General features: G+C 54.1%; 17 protein-coding genes. 13 read left to right on the top strand and 4 right to left on the bottom strand.

Going from position 1 to position 22,104, the window contains the following annotated elements:
• Positions 1–167 precede the first annotated feature (167 nt).
• The 12 genes from BBD41_RS06840 (at position 168) to BBD41_RS06785 (ending at position 17,090) form a co-directional block, all read left to right on the top strand.
• Positions 168–1,343, top strand: a complete 1,176-nt coding sequence (locus tag BBD41_RS06840) for a galactokinase (RefSeq protein WP_099480500.1) — start codon at positions 168–170, stop codon at positions 1,341–1,343.
• A gap of 1 nt (position 1,344) precedes the next feature.
• A complete protein-coding gene (gene galE / locus BBD41_RS06835) occupies positions 1,345–2,334 on the top strand; it encodes a UDP-glucose 4-epimerase GalE (protein WP_077569155.1) in 990 nt (329 codons plus the stop codon).
• A gap of 19 nt (positions 2,335–2,353) precedes the next feature.
• Positions 2,354–3,943 (top strand): UDP-glucose--hexose-1-phosphate uridylyltransferase, encoded by a 1,590-nt coding sequence (locus BBD41_RS06830; protein WP_099480497.1) that lies wholly within the window; start codon positions 2,354–2,356, stop codon positions 3,941–3,943.
• Positions 3,944–4,280: 337 nt separating this feature from the next.
• Positions 4,281–5,444 carry an iron-containing alcohol dehydrogenase gene (locus BBD41_RS06825; RefSeq protein WP_099477091.1) on the top strand — a complete coding sequence of 388 codons (1,164 nt, stop codon included), beginning with the start codon at positions 4,281–4,283 and terminating at the stop codon, positions 5,442–5,444.
• A gap of 232 nt (positions 5,445–5,676) precedes the next feature.
• On the top strand, positions 5,677–6,210 hold the full coding sequence (locus BBD41_RS06820; protein WP_007129277.1) for an NfeD family membrane protein: 534 nt from the start codon (positions 5,677–5,679) through the stop codon (positions 6,208–6,210).
• 4 nt (positions 6,211–6,214) lie between these two features.
• On the top strand, positions 6,215–7,735 hold the full coding sequence (locus tag BBD41_RS06815) for a flotillin lipid rafts scaffold protein FloT (RefSeq protein WP_007129278.1): 1,521 nt from the start codon (positions 6,215–6,217) through the stop codon (positions 7,733–7,735).
• Positions 7,736–8,110: 375 nt separating this feature from the next.
• A complete protein-coding gene (gene glcT, locus BBD41_RS06810) occupies positions 8,111–8,962 on the top strand; it encodes a glucose PTS transporter transcription antiterminator GlcT (protein ID WP_099477090.1) in 852 nt (283 codons plus the stop codon).
• A 289-nt stretch (positions 8,963–9,251) separates the two neighbouring features.
• The gene (ptsG, locus tag BBD41_RS06805) at positions 9,252–11,354 is read left to right on the top strand and encodes a glucose-specific PTS transporter subunit IIBC (protein ID WP_028405017.1); all 2,103 of its coding nucleotides are present in this window, start codon (positions 9,252–9,254) and stop codon (positions 11,352–11,354) included.
• 78 nt (positions 11,355–11,432) lie between these two features.
• Entirely contained in the window at positions 11,433–11,708 is a 276-nt protein-coding gene (locus tag BBD41_RS06800) for an HPr family phosphocarrier protein (RefSeq protein ID WP_007129281.1), read from the top strand.
• Complete coding sequence (gene ptsP / locus BBD41_RS06795) at positions 11,701–13,422, top strand: phosphoenolpyruvate--protein phosphotransferase (RefSeq protein WP_099477089.1); 1,722 nt, start codon at positions 11,701–11,703, stop codon at positions 13,420–13,422. Before BBD41_RS06800 ends, ptsP begins: the two co-directional genes overlap by 8 nt.
• A gap of 443 nt (positions 13,423–13,865) precedes the next feature.
• The gene (pulA, locus tag BBD41_RS06790) at positions 13,866–16,223 is read left to right on the top strand and encodes a type I pullulanase (protein ID WP_099477088.1); all 2,358 of its coding nucleotides are present in this window, start codon (positions 13,866–13,868) and stop codon (positions 16,221–16,223) included.
• Positions 16,224–16,460: 237 nt separating this feature from the next.
• Positions 16,461–17,090, top strand: a complete 630-nt coding sequence (locus tag BBD41_RS06785; protein WP_077569149.1) for a 50S ribosomal protein L25 — start codon at positions 16,461–16,463, stop codon at positions 17,088–17,090.
• Positions 17,091–17,220: 130 nt separating this feature from the next.
• Here BBD41_RS06785 and BBD41_RS06780 read toward each other — a convergent pair whose 3' ends face one another.
• From BBD41_RS06780 to kduI, 4 genes are all read right to left on the bottom strand, one after another.
• The gene (locus BBD41_RS06780; protein ID WP_077569148.1) at positions 17,221–18,105 is read right to left on the bottom strand and encodes a transporter substrate-binding domain-containing protein; all 885 of its coding nucleotides are present in this window, start codon (positions 18,103–18,105) and stop codon (positions 17,221–17,223) included.
• 288 nt (positions 18,106–18,393) lie between these two features.
• On the bottom strand, positions 18,394–19,146 hold the full coding sequence (gene kduD / locus BBD41_RS06775) for a 2-dehydro-3-deoxy-D-gluconate 5-dehydrogenase KduD (protein WP_077569147.1): 753 nt from the start codon (positions 19,144–19,146) through the stop codon (positions 18,394–18,396).
• Positions 19,147–19,236: 90 nt separating this feature from the next.
• A complete protein-coding gene (locus BBD41_RS06770) occupies positions 19,237–19,986 on the bottom strand; it encodes a DeoR/GlpR family DNA-binding transcription regulator (RefSeq protein WP_077569146.1) in 750 nt (249 codons plus the stop codon).
• A gap of 48 nt (positions 19,987–20,034) precedes the next feature.
• Positions 20,035–20,868 carry a 5-dehydro-4-deoxy-D-glucuronate isomerase gene (gene kduI / locus BBD41_RS06765; RefSeq protein WP_077569145.1) on the bottom strand — a complete coding sequence of 278 codons (834 nt, stop codon included), beginning with the start codon at positions 20,866–20,868 and terminating at the stop codon, positions 20,035–20,037.
• A gap of 308 nt (positions 20,869–21,176) precedes the next feature.
• Between kduI and BBD41_RS06760 the strand changes: the two genes are divergently transcribed.
• Positions 21,177–22,076, top strand: a complete 900-nt coding sequence (locus tag BBD41_RS06760) for a glycerophosphodiester phosphodiesterase (protein WP_099477087.1) — start codon at positions 21,177–21,179, stop codon at positions 22,074–22,076.
• Positions 22,077–22,104: the final 28 nt, after the last annotated feature.

Genomic DNA, 22,104 nt, shown 5'->3' with positions numbered 1-22,104 from the left:
TACAAGGGATGGAGCTGATGTCATGCTGTCTGCAATCCAACCTTATTGTATCCTGCAAGGTCACATAAATCCATATGTAACTCACAAGACTTCATTACCGCCAGACGTCAATTTCGCTATACTTGAATCAGTAAATCTACCATATGTACAGGATGGAGTGATTGGCAGTGGACACAAATCAACTTATGGAAGCATTCAAGAATAAGCACGGTGAAAGCAAGCATCAGGCCCGAATATTCAACGCGCCGGGGCGCGTCAATCTGATCGGCGAGCACTTGGATTATAACGGCGGTTACGTTCTACCGGCGGCGCTGGAATTCGGCACCACCTTAATCATCCGTCCGCGCGACGATGACAAGCTGTCGCTGGCTTCAACGAATCTGGCCCACACAGCTGATATCCGCTTGCAGGATATCGGCACCAAGACGGAGGAATGGACGGATTATCCGGCGGGTGTCATCGTGGAGCTGAACAAGCTTGGCGTTACGCTCTCCAGCGGCTACGATCTGCTCTACCATGGCGATATTCCGAATGGTGCGGGTCTTTCCTCCTCAGCGTCGCTGGAGGTTGTGACCGCCTATGCTCTCCTGTCGATGGAAGGCAAGGAGAGGGATACGGTGGAGATCGCGAAGCTGTCCCAGCGTGCCGAGAACCAGTTCGTCGGCGTCAACTCCGGCATCATGGACCAATTTGCCGTAGCCAACGGAAGAAAAGACCATGCGATTCTGCTCATGTGCGATACGCTGGAGTATGAGCTCGTTCCTTTCCGGACGGGGGCTTACAAGCTGGTCATTGCCAATACCAATAAGCGCCGCGGCCTCGTTGATTCCAAGTACAATGAACGCCGCAGCGAATGCGACAAGGCGCTTGAAATTTTACAGAAGGAACTTCCGGCGCTGTCGTACCTGGCTCAGCTTAACCCGCAGCAGTTCAAGGATGTTCGGGACTCCATCAAGGATGAAACGGTATCCAGACGGGCCCAGCATGTTGTTGAAGAGAATCAGCGCGTGCTCGACTCGGTGAAGGCTTTGAAGGATAACGATCTGGAAGCATTCGGACAATACATGAACCAATCGCATGAATCGCTTCGCTATCTGTATGAAGTGACCGGGGATGAGCTCGATGCCCTGGTAGAGGAAGCGCAGCGGATACCGGGGACGCTTGGCTCCAGAATGACCGGCGCCGGATTCGGAGGATGTACGGTATCGCTTGTTCATGAGGATGCGGTGGAGCGCTTTATCGAAGAGGTTGGCCGAAAGTATGAGGCAAGAACCGGACTGAAAGCCGATTTCTACGTATGCGGCGTCGGTCACGGCGTACATGAAATAAAGGAGGGCAACTAAAATGGCTATATTGGTAACCGGGGGAGCAGGGTATATCGGCTCGCATACCGTGGCAGAACTGCTGGAGAAGGGTGAAGAGGTGGTTGTCATCGACAGCCTGGAGACGGGACACCGCGAGGCGCTGCTTGGCGGAAAGCTGTATGAGGGGGATCTGCGTGATAAGGCGCTGCTGAAGCAGCTGTTTTCGGAAAATGAAATCGATGCCGTCATCCACTTCGCAGCAAACTCGCTCGTTGGCGAGAGCATGAAGGACCCTGTCAAGTACTATGACAACAACGTCTATGGAACGCTGTGCCTGCTGGAAGCGATGAATGAAGCGAATGTCCGGAAGATCGTCTTCTCTTCAACGGCAGCGACATATGGCGAGCCTGAGAAAGTGCCGATTGAGGAAGCGGATCGGACGCAGCCGACGAATGTGTACGGCGAAACCAAGCTGATGATGGAGCGGATGATGGCCTGGTTCGATACGGTGCTCGGCATCAAATATGTCTCCCTTCGCTATTTCAATGCCGCCGGCTCGCATGAAAGCGGGAAGATCGGCGAGGATCACCGGCCGGAGAGCCATCTGATTCCGCTCGTGCTGCAGACGGCGCTGAAGCAGCGCCCGCATATTTCGGTGTTCGGCAGCGATTATGCTACACCGGACGGCACCTGCGTCCGGGATTATATCCATGTCAGCGACCTGGCGGATGCCCATCTGCGGGCGGTTGAATATTTGCGGCGCGGGGAGCCCAGCAATGTGTTCAACCTTGGCAACGGGCTGGGCTTCTCGGTGAACGAAGTGATCGAAACGTCGAGAAAGGTGACCGGAGCCGACATTCCGGTTGTGATGGAAGCCAGACGGGCCGGGGATCCGGCGGTGCTGGTGGCCTCTTCCGATAAGGCGCGGGCCGTGCTCGGATGGAAGCCGGCGCGTACGACGCTCGAGGAAATCATTGAAAGCGCCTGGAGATGGCACAGCAGCCATCCGGATGGTTACGGGAATCGATAAATCCAAGGGGGAGATCAAGATGGATAGGACAACTGCAAGCACTCCCGAAGCAAAACTGGCCCAGTACGCGATCGAAATGCTGGTAACATATGCCCTGCAGAAAGGCCTGATCCGCGAAGCGGACGTCGACTACAGCCGGAATCTTCTGCTGGAGGATTTCGGGTTCAGCGAGCCGTACCTTGAAGAGGTCAAGGGTGAAGTCCCTGAAGGACCCCAATCCTTGCTCGATACGCTGATCGATTACGGGGCCGCTCACGGCCTCATCCCGGAAAATACGGATACGTATCGGGATTTGCTGGATGCCAAAATTATGGGACGGCTGATGGCAAGGCCTTCGGAGGTGGAGCAGGCCTTTCAAACCTTGAGGGAGGAGCAGGGGATTGAGGCGGCTACAAGCTGGTTTTATAACCTCAGCATCGACTCCAATTACATCCGCATGGACCGCGTGGCCAAGAACGAGTATTGGAAGCATCCGAGCGAATACGGGGATATCGAGATCACGATCAATCTGTCCAAGCCGGAAAAAAGCCCGAAGGAAATCGCGATGGCGAAGCTGCTTCCTCCGCCCGTCTATCCGAAATGCCAGCTATGCCGCGAAAATGTAGGGTATGCGGGCAGGGTAAACCACCCGGCCCGCCAAAACTTGCGCATCCTGCCGCTTGAGCTGAACGGGGAGCCGTGGTTCTTCCAATACTCGCCATACGTTTATTACAACGAACACTGCATCGTATTTCATCGGGAGCATGTTCCGATGAAGCTGACGACGGAGACGCTGGCCCGCCTCTTGAGCTTCGTGGATATTTACCCGCACTATTTCCTTGGCTCGAATGCGGATTTGCCGATTGTCGGCGGTTCTATTCTGACGCATGACCATTTCCAGGGAGGACGGCACACTTTCCCGATCCAGAATGCCCCCCGTGTGCTCGGGTTCGTACACTCGCAGTTCCCGGGTGTATCGGTCGACATCGTGAAATGGCCGATGTCCGTAATCCGGCTCGCCTCGAAGGACCGGCAGCGGCTGCTGGATTGCGCGTCCCAAATTTACGAAGCCTGGAAATCCTACAGTGACCCGGAAGCGGATATTCTGGCTTTCAGCGAGAAGGATGGAGCGCGTGTCCGACATAACACGGTGACACCGATTGCGCGAAGAGATGCGGACGGCGGGTATGAAATGGATTTGGTGCTGCGCAACAACCGGACGAGTGCAGCGCATCCGGAGGGGATTTTTCATCCGCACCGCGAGATGCACCATATCAAGAAGGAAAATATCGGCTTGATCGAGGTGATGGGACTTGCCATCCTCCCGGGCCGGCTTAAGGTGGAGCTCGATTGGATCGCCGATATATTAGCCGGCAACGAAGAACTTTACGCCGCCAGCCGCCAGCCGGATCACCCGCTTGCCGTTCACGGCGAGTGGATTCAGAGCCTGCGGGAGCGTCTGCCGGCCGCCTCGGATAAAGCGGAAGCCGCGGAGTGGATACGCCGGGAGGTAGGTCAGAAGTTCACCACGATTCTGGAGCATGCAGGCGTTTATAAACAAACAGCGGAAGGGCAGCAAGCCTTCAAGCGCTTCTTGAGCAGCATGGGCTTTGTGACGGAGCAGGGATAAATGCCGGAGCCGAAGGCAAAGCATCCGGAGCAAAGCATGCGCACGCAGCGTCATAAGAGAGCATCATCTCCGTTTTGGCACCAGCCTTGAAGGATGTGAGCCCCTATAGCGGCCGTTCCTATGCAAATGGCAGGCAGGTTTTCGAACCGCCTTTTGCATAGGGACGGCTTTTTCATGGCCAAACGACAGGATACGATGGCGCCAAACCTTGCATTCAATTGCTTCTCTTGCGCTCGGCCAGGTGCCTGTTTGTTATGTCCTACGGGAATGGGGTAAAATGATAGAGCAGCAAAGACACATTAGCACAATCCCATTACACTTATTGGAGGTACGCAACATGAGACCTTTTGTATTTCATAATCCGACCCGGCTGATATTCGGGAAAGGCAAGCTGAGCGCCCTGAAGGAGGAAGTGTCGAAATACGACAAGAACGTACTGCTCGTATACGGCGGCGGGAGCATCAAACGAAGCGGCCTGTATGATCAGGTCCTCTCCTTGCTAAAGGAAGCGGGAGTATCCGTAACTGAGCTGGCCGGCGTAGAGCCGAATCCGCGACTGTCCACGGTTCATAAAGGCGTTTCGCTCTGCCGTGAGCACAGCATCGATCTGATCCTGGCCGTAGGCGGGGGGAGCGTCATTGACTGTTCGAAGGCGATTGCCGTCGGTGCCAAGTACGACGGGGATATGTGGGATTTCGTCGAGCGTAAGGCTACCCCGCAAGGAGCGCTTCCGCTCGGCACCGTACTGACCATGGCCGCAACGGGTTCCGAGATGAACGGGGGCTCGGTCATCACGAACGAAGCAACGAAGGAGAAGATGGGCTGGGGAAGCCCGTGGGCGTATCCCGCGTTCTCGATTTTGGATCCCGTACATACGTTCACGCTTCCCCGCGATCAGACGGTATACGGCATCGTCGACATCATGTCGCATGTTCTCGAGCATTATTTCCACCAGGATACCAATACGCCGGTTCAAGACGGCTTCTGCGAGACGATTTTGCGCACGATGATCGATACGGCGCCGAAGCTGGTCGAGGACCTGGAAAACTACGAGCTGCGGGAGACGGTGATGTACTGCGGAACGATGGCCCTGAACGGCATGATCAATATGGGCATGGCCGGCGACTGGGCAACCCATAATATCGAGCATGCAGTGTCGGCTGTGTACGACATCCCGCATGGCGGCGGCCTGGCGATTGTGTTCCCGAACTGGATGAAATATAATCTGCCTGCACAGCCTGCACGCTTCAAGTCGCTCGCGGTCAATGTGTTCGGGATCGATCCTGCCGGCAAGTCCGACGAAGAGGCTGGACTCGAAGGCATTGAGGCGCTCCGCCGTTTCTGGAGCTCGATCGGAGCCCCGAGCACGCTGGCAGACTATAACATTGACGACTCCGAAATTGAGGCGATGGCCGATAAGGCGATGCGCTTCGGTCCCTTCGGCAATTTCCGCAAGCTGCAGCGCGAGGATGTTGTCGAAATTTATAAAATGTCGCTGTAAGCTTCAGCGGATTAGGAACAATGAAGCAATGCCGATAATATTGGCTGCAAGCAGCCTTACAAGAAGCTGTCCTTCACGTGGAAATATCTGCGGCTGGGCGGCTTTTTTTCATGTAAAATGGGGAGATATGAAGAGATTTCCATACGATTACGGCAAATAATTGAAACTTTAGCAAACTTTTTGCCGTATTACTTGTTATACACAGTGAGGGATTCGAGAGGGGGCAATCATCATGGAAGCGTTATATTGGGGCTGTCTGATCGGAGGCATTCTGTTCGCCGTCGTCACCGTGCTGCTCGGAGATATTCTCAGCTCGGCGCTGGACGGTCTCCTGGACTTTTTGTCGGTGGATTTTTTTAATCCGGTTGTGATTGCAGGAGGAATCACCGTCTTCGGCGGAACCGGGATCATGCTGATGAAATATACGGACTTGGCGGCAGGAGCCCATATTACGCTGTCCATATTAGCGGCAATCGGGATCTCGATTATGGTCTACTTCGGCTATGTCAAGCCGATGGAGAACAGCGAGAACTCCACGGGCTTCTCCATAAAGGAGCTGGCAGGGCGAATTGGTGTCGTTACGGTACCGCTGCCGGCCGAAGGCTTTGGTGAAGTCATGATCAAGGTAGGCGCAGGCAATACGACGCATATCGCTTCAAGCTTTGACCGCAGCGTCCTGCCCGCCGGGATCCGGGTCGTGGTCATCGACGTCGTTGATGGTGTCCTCCGTGTGTCCGAACTGGAAGAACGAAAAGGAGATGAATGAGAACATGCCAGAGTATTTGGTAATTCCATCGATTGTTGTAGGTGTCCTGATCGTGCTGGGCCTTGCTTTTTGGGCTCGCTACAAGACGGTCAGCCCGGATGAGGCGATGATCGTGACAGGATCTTTCCTCGGCAGCAAAAATATTTCGGAGGACGAATCCGGCCGCAAGATCAAAATCGTTCGAGGCGGCGGAGCGTTTATTCTGCCGGTATTTCAGCGGTCCGAGTTCGTTTCGCTGTTATCCCATAAGCTTGACGTGATGACGCCGGAAGTGTACACAGAGCAGGGCGTTCCGGTCATGGCCGACGGGGTTGCGATCATCAAGGTCGGCAGCTCCATTGAGGACGTGGCCACAGCTGCCGAGCAATTCATGGGCAAGCCGATCGAGGCATTGAAGGGCGAAGCGCAAGAGGTGCTGGAAGGTCATCTGCGCGCGATCCTCGGTTCGATGACGGTTGAGGAAGTATACCGGAACCGTGACAAGTTCGCCCAGGAGGTGCAAGGGGTCGCTGCGAGAGACTTGAAGAAAATGGGGCTTCAGATCGTTTCGTTCACGATCAAGGATGTGCGGGATAAGCACGGTTATCTGGAAGCGCTGGGTAAACCGCGGATCGCAACCGTAAAGCGGGATGCGGAGATCGCGGAAGCGGAAGCCGTCCGGGATGCCCGGATTCAGAAGGCCCGCGCCGAAGAAGAAGGACAGAAGGCCGAGCTTCTGCGCGACACCAATATCGCCGAAGCCGAGAAGGAGAAGGAGCTGAAGGTTGCCTCCTTTAAGAAGGAACAGGATACGGCCAAGGCGGAAGCCGACCAGGCCTACCATATCCAGGAAGCACGGGCGAAGCAGACGATGGTTGAGGAGCAGATGAAGGTTGAGCTCGTCCGCAAAGAGCGGGAAATCGATCTGCAGGAAAAAGAAATCATGGTTCGTCAGAAACAGTACGATGCCGAAGTGAAGAAGAAGGCGGACGCGGACCGTTATGCCGTAGAGCAGGCCGCAGAAGCGGAGAAGGCGCGCAAAATGCGGGAAGCGGATGCGATCCAATACTCGATCGAAACACAGGCAAAGGCCTCGGCCGAGCAGAAGCGTCTGGACGGTCTCGCTGTCGCCGATGCCGAGCGCGCGAAAGGTACTGCCGAAGCGGAGGTTATCCGGCTGCGCGGTATTGCCGAGGCGGATGCGAAGGAAAAGCTGGCCGAAGCGTTCCAGAAGTTCGGCGAGGCTGCGGTGCTCGATATTATCGTGAAGATGCTGCCTGAGCTTGCAGGTAAAATTGCCCAGCCGATCTCTTCGATCGACAAGCTGACGGTTGTCGACACAGGGAAGGGCGAAGGCGCCGCTCGGGTGAGCAATTATGTAACGGAGCTGATGTCAACCGCGCCTGAAATGCTTAAAAGCGTATCGGGAATCGATGTGGAGGCGTTGATCCAAGGGCTGACGAAGAAGCCGGCCGAGGTCCAAAAGCCGGCAGCCATTGAGCCAGAGCTTGTGCCGGTTGAAGCGAGTGCAGCGAAGGAAGAGTAGGGCCGGGCAGCTTGCCAATTGAAACGAATGCAACAGCTGTCAGCTGTTTAGTTGAAGCGAATGCACACATGACAGTATAGCTGTCAGCCCCATTTGAAGCGAATTCAGAATAGACATTCAGCTTGCCATTTGAAGCGAATGAACATAGATTGTAGACCCCGCAGCCTGCCGCTGGAAACGTTCGAGATATGAAGGAAGGTGGGTTCATCCGGCGGCAGTCTGCTGGCAAGCCAGCTCTCTTTTCCCTGAATAGAATGCCGCTTGAGCAGGACCGGACAGCCGTGATTATGGAGGCCATCGTATTCTTTTTTGCCGCAACCTCATATTTCTGTTAAGATATCCGAGTATACGCGTTTGATCAAAAGAGGTGCGAATGTGAGCAGCTTACAAGTGGCTAAAGTTTTAAATAATAACGTAATCATAGCGATACATCCCCAGCATGGAGAGGTTGTCGTCATCGGTAAGGGAATCGGCTTCGGTCAGAAGAACAAGGACCGGATTCCGGTATCGGCCGTGGAGAAAATGTTCATTCTGACCAAGCCGGAGGAACAGGAGCAGTATAAGCAGCTGGTCCCGCATATCGATGAGAAGCTGATCGAGGCGATGAATGAGATTGTCACGCACGCCGAGAAAACGAGCGGTTCTTCCCTGAACGAGCATATTCACATTGCATTGACCGACCATATTGCTTTTGCAATCAAACGCCATGCCCAGGGACTGTATATTCATAATCCCTTTTTATATGAAACCCGTGAAATGTATCCGGAAGAATACAAAATGGCGGCGTATGCGGTTCGGACGATCCATGAGAAGCTTGGGGTCGATTTAGGGGAGGAAGAGATCGGGTTCATTGCGCTGCATATTCACGGGGCGCTTACCAATCAGCATATATCGGAGGTTCGCAAGCATTCGGAGCTGATCGCCGATCTGGTACATACCGTGGAGCAGCAGCTCGATTATGTCATTCCGAAGGATTCGCTTGATTATTCCCGGCTGTTAACGCATCTTCGGTTCGCTTTGGAACGGGTCCGCAGAGGGGAAGCGGTTCAGGAGGCAAGTGCGCTTGACGGTCTGCTCAAGCGGGAGTACCCTGAGATTTATTCCTTGGCCTGGAAGCTGACAAAGATCATGGAGCAGCGTCTGAAGAAGCCGGTTTACCCGGCCGAGGCCGGATATTTGACGATTCACCTTCAACGTCTGGTACAGCGAAAGCAGCAGGATGAGTAAAAGTGAAGATTTTATGAAGCCTTGGCAGTTGGTAGTTGCAACCGTGTACGAACGGTGATACAATACGAACAGTTCATAAGCAAAACAGCAAAATCGACGTGTAACTGATTCGATCAGGCATGAGGATTGCAGGAATTTGGTTGTTATTACCCATTTTCGGGTAATCTAATCCATAGGATTAGAGACCAACCGGTTCCCGTAATTGCTCATGCCTTTTTTTGTTGTTTTATGCTTGCAACACACATTTCGCACATCTGTGACAACAACTAGATAGAGGGTGAGAATCGTCATGTTTAAACGGCTTTTCGGCGTTTTGCAAAGAGTCGGTAAAGCGCTGATGCTGCCCGTAGCCATCCTTCCGGCTGCCGGTCTGCTGCTCGGTCTGGGCAATATGCTCGTCAATGAGGATTTCCTCAAGTATGCGCCTTGGCTTGATGCCGCCTGGGTACAAGCAGCTGCGACGATCATGATGAACGCAGGACAGATCGTGTTTACGAATCTGCCGCTGCTGTTCGCGGTAGGCGTAGCCGTCGGCTTGGCCGGAGGCGAAGGTGTAGCGGGTCTTGCTGCGATTATCGGGTATCTGGTCATGAACGTAACGATGGGAAGCGTCATCGGCGTAACCCCTTCCATGATCGGCACCAATTACGAGTATGCCAGTGTGTTAGGCATCCCGACATTAGCCACCGGGGTGTTCGGCGGAATTATCGTCGGCATACTTGCTGCCAGCATGTACCGAAGATTTTTCAATATGGAGCTTCCGTCCTATCTGGGCTTCTTCGCCGGGAAACGGTTTGTTCCGATTATGACGGCTGCGACTTCACTATTGCTAGGTTTATTGATGGTCGTGATCTGGCCGCCGATCCAGTCTGCGCTTAACACCGCATCCCATTTCATGCTGGAACAAAATTTGACGCTGTCCGCATTCGTATTCGGCGTCGTGGAACGCGGATTGATTCCATTCGGTCTGCACCACATCTTCTACTCCCCATTCTGGTTCGAATTCGGGGAATACTTTAATCAGGCAGGTCAAATGGTACGCGGTGATCAAAATATATTCATGGCCCAGCTGCGGGACGGCGTGGAATTTACGGCCGGTACGTTCATGACCGGTAAATTCCCGTTCATGATGTTCGGTTTGCCCGCTGCCGCGCTGGCCATCTACCACGAGGCAAGACCGGAGCACAAGAAATATGTCGCCGGCATTATGGGCTCGGCTGCCCTGACCTCGTTCCTGACAGGAATCACGGAGCCGCTTGAGTTCTCCTTCCTGTTCGTGGCGCCGCTGCTGTTCGCAGTCCATGCGCTGTTTGCCGGATTGTCCTTCATGACGATGCATATTCTGGGCACGAAGATCGGCATGACCTTCTCCGGGGGGCTTATCGATTACATGATCTTCGGCGTCATCCCGAACCGGACACCGTGGTGGAATGTGCTGATCGTCGGCGCGATCCTGGCGGTCATCTACTATTTCGGCTTCCGATTCGTCATCCGGAAGTTCAATCTGAAGACGCCTGGCCGCGAAGATGCCGCGGCTGCGACAGACTCGGGCTCGAAAGCTTCGGGAAGCAGCAAGGACGAGCTGCCGTCCAATATTCTGACCGCACTCGGAGGACAGACGAATATCGCTCATCTGGATGCTTGCATTACCCGGCTTCGGGTGGAAGTCAAAGACAAGGGCAATGTCGATAAAGCCAGATTGAAGCAGCTTGGAGCATCCGGAGTGCTTGAGGTCGGCAACAATATCCAGGCGATCTTCGGAACCCGTTCCGATACGATTAAATCGCAGATCCAGGATATTATTTCCGGGAAAGCAGCTCCAACTGAAACAACCTCTGCCACGGCGGGTTCGCCTGGGGAGGACGCACCGGTTCAACCAGTCGTCTCGAATGAGCAGGCCGGTGATACGGATGCAGCGGAAGGGACGCTTGTCTCGGAGCAGATCGTGTCTCCGGTAGACGGCGAGCTGATGGATATATCCCATGTGCCGGATCCGGTCTTTTCGGAGCGCATGACAGGCGATGGATTCGCGGTTGTGCCACATAACGGAACCATTGCTTCACCGGTCAACGGCAAAGTGTTTAACGTATTCCCGAGCAAGCACGCGGTCGGCATCATGTCGGACGGCGGCAAGGAAGTGCTCGTCCATATCGGCGTAAATACGGTGAAGCTGAAGGGACAAGGATTTACCGTGCTTGTCGAGGAAGGCGATGCTGTAACCGCAGGACAGCCGATTATGCAGGTCGATCTGGAGTATGTGAAAGAGAATGCCAAATCCATCATTTCTCCGATCATCTTCTCGAATCTGCCGGAAGGCGCAGCGGTTAAGCTGAACAAAACCGGTGATGTAAAGAGCGGCGAAGAGGCCATCATCACGATCACCAAGGGGTAAACTTCTTTGAATGAGCAGGCTTATGCTATGCTAGAAAGAACCTAAATTATAAAAACCGAAGAAAGTAGGATGATGAACATGCAACAAACTTTCAGAATTATCGACGAAGACGGAATCCATGCACGCCCTGCAACAGCACTGGTTAACACAGCTAACAAATTCCAGGACACGAATTCTTTCGCGGAATCCAACGGCAAGAAAGTGACGTTGAAATCCATTCTTGGCGTGCTGTCCCTCGGTCTTGAGCAAGGTGATACGCTGACGCTGATTACTGAAGGCGGCAACGAGAGCGAAGCGCTTCAAGCGCTCCAGGAAGTCATGATCAACGAAGGGCTAGGGGAACTTCATGAATAATCTGAAAGGAATCGCGGCATCGGCTGGTATTGCGATTGCCCGGGCTTTCATCCTCGAGCATCCTGATTATTCGATCAGCCAAAAGCAGGTGACGGACATAGACGCCGAGCTTGCGAAGCTCGATGCCGCTTTGGCTCAGTCCCAGACTGAGCTGGAAGCGATCAAGGCGCGGACGCTTCAGGAGCTTGGCGAGAAGAAGGCTGAGATTTTCGAATCTCACCTTCTCATTCTGAACGACCCCGAGCTGATTGATCCGGTTAAGGAGAAAATCAAGTCCGAGTCGGTTAATGCAGAATATGCGTTAAACGAAACGGCAGCGCAGTTCATCCAGATGTTCGAGAACATGAAAAGCGCTTATCTGCAGGAACGGGCTGCCGACATGCGTGACGTGACGAAGCGCATCCTGAAGCATTTGCTTGGACTGAATTATGTCAGCCCTTCGGAAATCAGCGAGGAAGTGATAGTCGTTGCCGAGGACTTGACGCCATCGGATACGGCGCAGCTGAACCGCAAATATGTGAAGGGCTTTACGACGAACATTGGCGGCCGGACCTCGCATTCGGCCATCATGGCCCGGTCGCTTGAAATTCCGGCCGTTGTCGGAACGAAGAATGTGCTGTCCTCGGTTCAGAGCGGCGACCTCATGATCGTTGACGGCCTGGAAGGCGATGTCATCATCAATCCGACCGAGGCGATCGTTGCCCAATATCGCGCCAAGCAAGAGGCTTATGCAAAGCAGGTAGAGGAGTGGAAGAAGCTTCGCACCGAGCCGACCGTATCGAAGGACGGCGTGCATGTCGAGCTGGCAGCCAATATCGGTACGCCTAACGACGTGGCCGGCGTATTGGATAACGGCGGCGAAGCGGTCGGCCTGTATCGTACCGAGTTTCTGTATATGGGCAGAGACAAGCTGCCTTCCGAAGAGATTCAATATGTCGCGTACAAGTCGGTCCTGGAGAAAATGGAAGGCAAGCCGGTTGTCGTCCGGACGCTGGATATCGGCGGCGACAAGGAGCTTCCTTACCTCGATTTGCCGAAGGAAATGAACCCGTTCCTCGGTTTCCGCGCGGTTCGCCTGTGCCTTGACCGCCAGGATATATTCAGAACGCAGCTGCGCGCGCTGCTTCGCGCCAGCGTTCACGGCAACCTGCGCATCATGTTCCCGATGATCGCTACGCTCGGCGAATTCCGGGAAGCCAAAGCCGTTCTTGAAGAAGAGAAGGCGAAGCTGGAGGCCGAAGGAATCCAGGTTGCGAGCAATATCCAGCTGGGGATTATGGTCGAAATTCCGTCAACGGCGGTGCTGGCTGACCAATTCGCCAAGGAAGTGGATTTCTTCAGCATCGGCACCAATGATCTGATTCAATATACGATGGCGGCGGACCGTATGAACGAACGCGTATCCTATCTGTATCAGCCGTACAATCCGGCGATTCTTCGCCTGATTAAAATGGTCATTGACGCTGCCCACCGCGAAGGCCGCTGGGTCGGCATGTGCGGCGAAATGGCCGGCGATTCAACGGCGATTCCGATCTTGCTCGGACTGGGGCTGGATGAGTTCAGCATGAGCGCAACCTCAATCCTTCCGGCACGCAGCCAGATCAGTAAGCTGTCCCGCGCCGAGATGCAGACGCTCGCAGCGAAAGCGCTGGAGATGGGAACCGCGGAGGAAGTGGTCGAGCTGGTTCGTGCGATCGACGCTGCGAACGCGTAATTCATTGAAGCTATACGTTTTGCGCCATAAACTGGGTCATAACTTGATATTCCCAAGGGAATCTTGAACATCTTTTTCCAAAGTAAATGATGAATTGACGGCATCTGTCCACCCGGACAGATGCTATTTTTTCGTTTGCGGCATGATTAGGGATGCGATAGCATCCCAATACGTTTTATCAGCTTCGAACAGATGACCGGAATTTCCTGGTTCATTTGGTGCCGTAAGCATTCTCGCAATAAAAAAAGAAAGACAGCAGGCATGTTTGCTTGTATAATAGCCTAAAAAATATGGGGATTTGGCGGGAACCCAAACCAAATGAAGGCTTTTGGCATATCCTGATATATGAAAGCGTTTTACTTTCAAATGCTGGAGGTCTGTCTCATGATTCAGGTGCCCATACTGGATGCGAATCTACTTTTAAAGCGACGGTGAGGTTGAATATGGACATGATCAAGAGCTGTACGAGCAGCAGGCTGGGAGCGAGCTATAGCAAGCAGGGAACCATCTTTCAGGTGTGGGCTCCCGCTGCGAAGAGCGTTCGGCTGGCGCTCTATGATAGTGCCGGCGAGTACAACGATAATGGCCTTGTGACAAACCATGAGGGCGGGGAACGATACGTAATGGATCGCAGCCTGGATGGAATCTGGAGCGTGCATGTCCACGGAGATCTGCACGGGAAATTTTATATGTACGAGATCCGGTCCGAAGACAACACGGCTTGCTATGGGGTGGATCCTTACGCCAGAGCTGTTTCGGCTAACGGCTGCCGGGGAGCGATCATCGATCCGGCCGTTACCAATCCCGAGGGATGGGCGAACGATGTAAGACCGCCGCTGCTTCAGCCGACCGATGCCGTGGTGTACGAGCTTCATGTGCGCGATTTCTCGATTCATACCGATTCGGGAATGAAATATAGAGGGAAATTCAAGGCTTTTACCGAGCGCGGACTCAGGGATGAGCACGGCAACACGCTTGGTTTGGACCATCTGGTCGAGCTTGGCATCACGCATGTGCATTTGCTTCCGATCTTCGATTTTGCCACGGTCAATGAGCTCGACGGATACGGCTCCGACTCCATCAGCAGCCAGTACAACTGGGGCTATGATCCGCTGCATTACAATGTTCCCGAAGGATCATATGCAACCGACCCGATGGACCCTGCCGTCCGGATCCGCGAGCTAAAGGAAATGATTCAGGCGCTGCATGCCTGCGGAATCCGTGTCGTCATGGATGTCGTATACAACCATACGTTTACGGTGGATGACGGGCCATTCGAACGGTTTGCTCCGGGATATTTTTATCGCAGGGACTCGGGCGGTGCTCTATCCAACGGTTCCGGGGTCGGTAACGAGCTGGCGACGGAGAAGCCGATGGTGCGCAAATTTATCAAGGATTCGCTCAGGTACTGGGCAGAGGAATATCATATCGACGGATTCCGGTTCGATCTGATGGGGCTCATCGATACAACCACCATGAAGGAAGTGGTGCAGGAGCTTCGGGAGAAGGTTGATCCGTCGCTGCTGTTTTACGGCGAGCCGTGGACCGGAGGGCTTAGCCCGCTGGCGGAGCAGACCGTGAAGGGCACGCAGCGGGGCCAAGGCTTTGCGGTGTTCAACGACCATTTCCGGTATGCCATCAAAGGCGATAATGACGGGCGAGGAAGAGGGTTTGCTGCCGGCGAACCGTGGACGGAAGGGGCGATTGCGGAAGGAATGATGGGGTCCATCCACGATTTTGCGCAGGAGGCTTGCGAGACGGTGAATTATGTCACGGTCCATGACAACCTAAATCTATGGGATAAGATGTTGATTGCGTTGGGCATGGACCAGGAGGCGGGTCTGCTTCGGCTGCATGACGGCAGGCTGGGGAACGGGGGCAGCCTCTGGGAGGCCACGGCAGCTTCCCGGCCTTATGCCGGCGTCGAAGCGGACCAGGTCATGTCATCGGAGCCGGTCCGCCGCAGCCTGCTTGCCAACGGGATCGTGCTGCTTGCTCAAGGCATTCCGCTGCTGCACGCTGGCGACGAGCTGCTCCGGACGAAATTTGGCGACCACAACAGCTACCGGAGCGGTGATGCCATTAACGCAATCCGCTGGTCCAACAAAAGGCTGTTCAAGCCGGTGTTCGATTATTATAAAGGACTGATCCAGCTTCGCCGTTCGCAGCCGGCCTTTCGGATGTCGAAGCGCGAGGAAATTGAGCGCCGCATGCAGGTGCTCCAGGCAAGCGACCGCTTGGTCGCCTGCCGTATTCAAGGCGGCTCCCGCAGCGGGGAATGGAGGCAAATCGTCGTTATTGCCAACGCGAATGAGCAGGATTTGACGGTCGAGCTGCCGCCTACGCCATACCGCTGGAGCATCGTGGTGAACGAGGAGCGCGCTGGCACTGAACCGATTGGAACGACGAATCAGGCGTCCATCCGGGTACCTGGTGTTTCCCTGATGGTTCTGTATGAAGACCACAGTGCTTTCAAAGACGGATTGGTCAAGATTGAGCTGGAGTACGAACGGAAGGACGGCAAGTACGAGGGCTGGAACGCATGGGTGTGGGGAACCGGCGTGCAGGACGGCAGCGTCTCGTTATCGCAAGGGGTCGACAGCAAGGCAAGGGCGGTCATATACGCCGCAGCGGGCGTTCAGCGGATCGGCTGCATCATACGGCTCCGCGAGTGGGAGAACCGGGAGGGCGACCGGGATTACTATATCGACATCCCGCCTGGACAGAAGACGGTCCGTTTCTCGATGCATAGCGGAAGCGAGGGATGGTCCGTAACCCAGCGCAGCGGGGTTGCCAGTTAAGCAAGCGGCGAAACGGCTTGTTCGTCATATGCGGCATCCAAAGAAGGAGCCATCCTTTTCTCAGTGAAGGATGGCTCCTGTTTTATATTTCAAAAGGGGTAATACTTATTACACTGCACGTTTCGAAGTGAAACATATATTTTTATCTCGGCTCTTTCCAGAAACAATGATTAACCAGCAGGAAATACGGGTAATAATGAGATAGACTTTGTTTTCGTTAAAGGAGGATTTTTACTCATGGCAAAAGGAAACAACGTTCAACTCACCGCACAAGTGCGAAATGAATTTACAAGGGGTTCACGGCGAGCGCTTCGAGAGAGAGGCGGCGTTCCGGGTGTTGTATACGGCGGGGGCGACGAAAGCATTCCCGTAGCCGTTGATTTGAAGGAGACGGCCAAGCTGTTTCATACCGGACGCTCGGAAGTGTTCCATCTGGACATTCCAGGCTCTGGCCAGATTCCCGTATTGATTAAAGATATACAGAAGAGACGCGGAAACGTCGCTCATATTGATTTTCTTCGCATATCGATGAATAAGCCTGTACGTGTCAGCATTCCGGTCGAATATCATGGAACCGCTGCCGGAACCAAAACAGGCGGGATCCTGCAAACGCAAGTAACAGAGCTTGAAGTCGAGGGACTGCCGGGCGAGCTGCCGACGGCGCTTGAAGCCGATGTGTCCTCGCTCGAAATCGGCGATAAGCTCACCGTTGCCGATATTCAAGTGCCGAAGGGCATCACCCTGCACGCCTCGGATGAGGAAGTGCTAGCCACGGTCATCGTACCACGGGCCGTCGAGGCAGCCGAGACGGAAGCGCCTGCAGACGCAGACGAAGCTGCGGCCGAAGAGAAGACAGACGAATCCTAACGAGCGGATAATTTAAAGGAGCCTGCATTTAGCTGATATCAGCTAAATGCAGGCTCCTCTTATTTTGGCTTGCCGGTCCACCAGGGATGCCTGGCAAGGTTTATAACTGGGAAGCTCACAGCGGGCTTAGCTACGGCTTGTCCTTGAGGTCATGAATGCCTTTGTAGCTTTGCGGGGTATCCCCAAAGTATTTGTTCCAGATCGTTAAGTAGGTTCCATCCTGCTGCATGGTAGCCAGTGCATTGTTAACCGCAGCGAGCAGATCGGGGTTCCCTTTCACGAATGCGGCGGATACTTCGAATACCTCCCTGGATGAAGCGGCCGCTTGCACCGGCAGGTCCGGCAGCTGCTGCTTCAGATTGGTGACGGACAGCTGGTCGGTGATCACCGCATCGACGCTTCCCTTCACCAGCATGTCAGCGGCTTCCCGTATATATTTGGCCGGCACGACCTCCGCTCCGTGCTTCCGGGCAATTTCTTGATAGGCTCCCGTCGGGTTCAGGCCGATCCGTTTGCCCTTCATATCCGAAAAAGACCGGATTTCTTCTTCCCCGGTCCGAACCAGTAAGACGGGGACGGTTGACAGATAGGCGATGGAGAAGTCGTACAATTCCCGCCGGTCGGGCCGGTCTTCGATTTGATTAAAAACGGCATCGTATTTACCTTCGGTTAATCCGGGGAGGAGACGGTCCCAGGCTTCTTCTGTAAATTCAGCCCTGAGATCCATATGGCGTGCGACCTCTTCGGCAATCTCCACGTCAAACCCCGTAAGTCTTCCGCCGGTGCCGCGATAGCTGAATGGAGGATAGTCCCGCTCGGTTCCGATCCGCAAAGTGCCGCGTTCCACGGCATTGCCGAGCAGGTTCCCCGTATTGACCCGGTACGGGTTAATTCCCATATTCGGCGTCGGCACCCGGTCCTGGCTGTCGAATGTACAACCGGGAAGCAGCATCGTGCTTGCAAGGGAGAGCAGCAAGAGCAGGCTGACAGATCGTTTTGCACGTGTTCCGCGCATGATTGATATCATCCTTTCTATGTTCAAGGCCCTGTGACGGCCATACCGTAACGTTAGCTTTTCCCAAAGGTGGAAGGAGCTATTCGCGCTTTTGATATGATTGAAGCTTTGAAGCCGCCAATATGGAATCGCTGAAAGGAAAGGATGAAGAAGACCGGTTAAACGGCAAAGCATTCGATAAGGTCCCATGCTGTGACGAAGGCATTTGGAATAAATAAAAAGCCTTCAGGCTCACCGCGTGGCGGATCTGCCTGAAGGCCTCAAAAGTCTATTGCTTTGCGAAAGTCATTAACGGGCCATCCAGCCGCCGTCAACGCACAGAATATGACCGTTCATATAATCGGAAGCGGCCGAGGCCAGGAATACGGCAGGACCGCCGATATCTTCCGGCTTGCCCCAGCGTCCGGCCGGAATCCGTTCGGTAATGGATGCCCGGCGCTCCTTGTCTTGACGAATCGCCTCGGTATTATCGGTTTCGATGTAACCCGGCGCGATGCCGTTGACCTGAATACCGCTGGCTGCCCATTCGTTGGCCAAAGCCTTGGTCAGACCGGCAACGCCATGCTTGCTGGCCGTATATCCCGGCACATTGATTCCGCCTTGATAGGACAGCATGGAGCAGATATTGATAATTTTTCCGCTTCCGCGCTCGATCATATGTCTTCCGGCAAGCTGGGACAGCATAAAGACCGTGTTCAGATTCAGATCGATCACGTCAAGCCAGTCCTGCACCGGATGATCTTTGGCTGGTGTGCGCCGAATGATGCCGGCGTTGTTAACGAGGATGTCAACGCGTCCATTTAGCTGCAGCGCCTGACTGAACGTATCCTCAAGCTTGCTCTGGTCACTTAAGTCCACCCGAATTTCCGAAGCCTTTCGGCCGAACGACTTTACGGCCTCAATCGTTTCCGCGCTTGTATTCATGGACACCGCTACGATATCGGCTCCCGCCTCGGCGAGAGCAATGGCGATTCCCTGACCCAAGCCGCGCGCCGATCCGGTGACCAGCGCGGTTTTGCCTGTTAAATCAAACCTGTTCATGTGCAGTTGAATCTCCTTTCCCGTCCAATTTTTTAACTTGCATCAGCTAGGCAATCGGCTAAACAGAAGAGAGACCAATGCGAAGCAATGCTATTCCAGTTTGATGCCTGCGGCAGTGTACCGGCTGTACGTTTCTCCCGGCAAGCCCTTATCGGTAATGATCCCGGAAAGCTCATGCAGCGTGGAAAATGTGCGGAGCGCCGTTTGGCCGAATTTGTGATGGTCGACAACCGCGTATACCTCGATCGAGGTGTCGATCAAAGCCCGTTTAAAGGCGATCAGATCACCTGTATATATCGACAGCCCGTGATCGAGATGGACACCGGTTGCCGAGATGAACGCCTTCTGTATGTTCAGCTGCTTCACATACGCTACGCCTTCGGGGCCGGCAAGCATGTTCCGAACGCGGTATCCGCCCGGTACGACGAGACGGATGCTGCTCTTAGAAGCCAGCTCGCTGATAATATAGACGTCATTGGTAACGACCGTCAGTTCGGTATCCCCCAGCTTGCGGGCGATTTCCAATGTCGTGCTGCCTCCATCGAGTGCGATGATGTCGCCTCCCTGTATATGAGCCAAGGCCTTGTCCGCAATCTCGGATTTCTCATCCGCATGCTTGGCAAGGGGCTCCCTTGAAGGCAAAATCCCGAACTGATCGCTCTGGGCCAGCACGGCTCCACCGTGCACGCGCACGATCAGTCCTTGCTCCTCCAGCTTTGTCAGATCTTCGCGGATCGTTTTGCCGCTGACCTCAAGCTGGCGGCTCAAATCGGCCACGGTTACTTCCTTGTAGGTCAGAAGGTATTCCATGATTTTTTCATAACGCCGCAGCGGGTTCATAAAGCCTCAACTCTTCCGTCATAAGAATGGATATGGAGCATATCCTCTCTATTTTAAATCCTTCATGGACACAGGGTCCATATCATCGTATCTTTTATTATCTCCTGCCATTCCCCAAATAAAGGTATAGTTGCTTGTGCCGACACCGCTGTGAATCGACCAGCTAGGGGAGATCACCGCCTGCTCGTTGCGCATGATGATATGTCTTGTTTCGGAAGGCTCTCCCATCAGATGAATGACGACCGCGTCCTCCGGCAAATCGAAATACAAGTAAGCCTCCATGCGGCGCGGATGCGTATGGGCAGGCATCGTGTTCCACATATTGCCTTCCTTCAGCAGAGTCATGCCCATGACGAGCTGGGCGCTTTGAATGCCCTTCTGATGAATAAAACGATAGATGACGCGGTCGTTGGAATTTTTAATATCGCCAAGCGCGCTGGAATCGGCTTCCTCAAGCGTCGCTTTAGCCGTCGGGAATGACTGGTGAGCCGGAGCCGAATTCAGGTAGAACTTAGCCGGGTTCCCCGGATCGTTGCTTGTAAAAATGACTTCTTCTGCCCCCATGCCGACGTAAAGGCATTCTTTGTTGTTTAACGGGTACTCCGTGCCGTCAACGGCAACGCTTCCAGCTCCTCCGATGTTGATAATGCCGAGCTCGCGCCGCTCAAGGAAGAAGGATACGCCCAGCTCCTTCATGTCCGTATCCAGCTTCACCGGCTTGTGTACCGGAGCAGCGCCGCCGATTATCAAGCGATCCTCATGCGTAAGGACAAGCTCCAATTCATCCGGCTTGAATAAAACCGGGATGTGAAACTCCTTCCGCAGCCGTTCGGTATCAAACTGTTTAACTTCATTCGGATGTGAGGCATATCTTCTTTCCATTTCTTCATCTCTCCTCGTAATCATAGTAAAAAAACAATATCGCGTTCATATATGTTCAACTTACTCCATTTACGTTCATTTTACAAGACATAAAATAGAAAATGCACATGAGCTGCGATTCATTCAGCCAAAAATCTTATGGGAAAGTGCGGCAGACAGCGGGTGGAGAAGCCTTTTTGGAAAATGACCAAGCCGGTTCGATTGAAACGTGAAATGGCAGGGAACTACTAATATCAAGAGTTTTCAAAAACGCGCATGAGGACGGATACGGCCTTCGGACCGATCGGGGCAGAGGTGATTCAATCGATATGAAAAAGTGCATGGTTATTCTGGCGGTATTGCTGGCCTTTAGCAGCTTGCGTCCTGCTGCAGCATCGCTGCGGGAGCCGCCGCATACCCTGGCATCGGCGGATGTTCGGAGCGAATGGAGAGAAGAGCTCAGCGGCGACTGGGTGAATATTGCGCATCGCGGGGCTTCGGGCTACGCTCCTGAGAACACGATGGCGTCCTTCCAGAAGGCATTCGATATGGGGGCGGATATGCTGGAGCTGGACGTGCAGCTTAGTCGGGACGGACATGCAGTTATCATCCATGACAGCGATGTGGAACGGACCAGCAACGGCCGGGGCGAAGTGGGAGCGTTGTCCCTGCAGGAGCTGAAGTCGCTGGATGTCGGAGCCTGGTATCATACGGATTATTCGGGAGAGACGATCCCGACGCTGGAGGAAGTCGTGGAGCGCTTCGGCGGGGAAATCGGTTTGTTAATTGAGCTCAAGCTTCCTTCCCGGTATCCCGGAATCGAAGAGAAGGTTGCCGATGTGTTGAAGCGGAAGGCGCCGGGAGCAAGCCGCCCGCAGGATGTCTCGCGGATGATTATGGTCCAATCGGCAGACACGGATTCTCTCCGCCGCTTTCACGCGCTGATGCCGGAAGTGCCGCTTGGCATCGTCGTTACCAGCTCGAAGGAGCTTTCGAAGGAGCGGCTGCAGGAATTCAGCAGCTTTGCCGGCTACATTAACGTCTCCGTTAAGCTGGTGTCCAGGTCATTAATCCGGAAAATACATGAAGCCGGAATGAAGACCTTCGTCTGGACGATTCGGGATGTGCTGCAAATCCCCTTTCTGATGGAGAGCGGAGTCGATGGGATTATAACGGACTATCCGGACAGGGTGCCGGTATCTTATCTGAATCATCGGGCAAGAAGCTGAGGTTATTTTTTTGAAAACTAGCAAAACG

This window comes from Paenibacillus ihbetae (assembly GCF_002741055.1).
Lineage (GTDB): Bacteria > Bacillota > Bacilli > Paenibacillales > Paenibacillaceae > Paenibacillus_AQ > Paenibacillus_AQ ihbetae.
This window is presented reverse-complemented; position numbering and strand designations above follow the sequence as displayed.